The 472-nt window shown below is 69.7% G+C and carries 1 pseudogene; it reads right to left on the bottom strand.

Features of this window, described 5'->3' with window-relative positions:
• A pseudogene (locus DVK03_RS19440) lies at positions 1–472 on the bottom strand (preprotein translocase subunit SecD); the annotation flags it as partial.

Below are 472 nucleotides of genomic sequence, written 5' to 3'. Positions count from 1 at the left end.
AGCTCGAGCGGGTAGCCGAGCAGCGCCGCGAAGCCGAGGAGCGCGTACACCTCCGTCAGCGCGGTGACGATCATCGGGAGCGCGACGCGGGGCTCGCGGTAGCGGAGGAACACCATCCCGGAGACGGCGAACACGGAGAGGACGCCGATGATCAGCGAGTACGTCCGGAAGTTCTCCCCCTGCGAGGCCGAGATGGACGAGGAGGTCCCCTCGCCGCTGATGTCGAGGTCGGCCGGGAGCGCGCCGGCGCGGAGGTTCAGCGAGATGGTCTGCGCCTCCGCGAACTCGCCGGTCGTGAGGCGGAAGTTCCCGGTGTCGGCCCACGAGCCGGCCGCCATGCTGTCGGCGAGGCCGGGGTCCATCCCGAAGGAGTTGACGACTTCCCCGTCGACAACGAGCAGGAGACACGGGTTCCGGTCGCCGTTCACCACCTCGATGTCACCGGTCTCGGGGTTGTACCCGCACCGGTCCG

Origin of the sequence: Haloferax sp. Atlit-109R (genome assembly GCF_003665865.1) — an archaeon.
Lineage (GTDB): Archaea > Halobacteriota > Halobacteria > Halobacteriales > Haloferacaceae > Haloferax > Haloferax volcanii.
The sequence above is the reverse complement of the archived record's forward strand: the minus strand, read 5'-3'. Positions and strand labels throughout refer to the sequence as shown.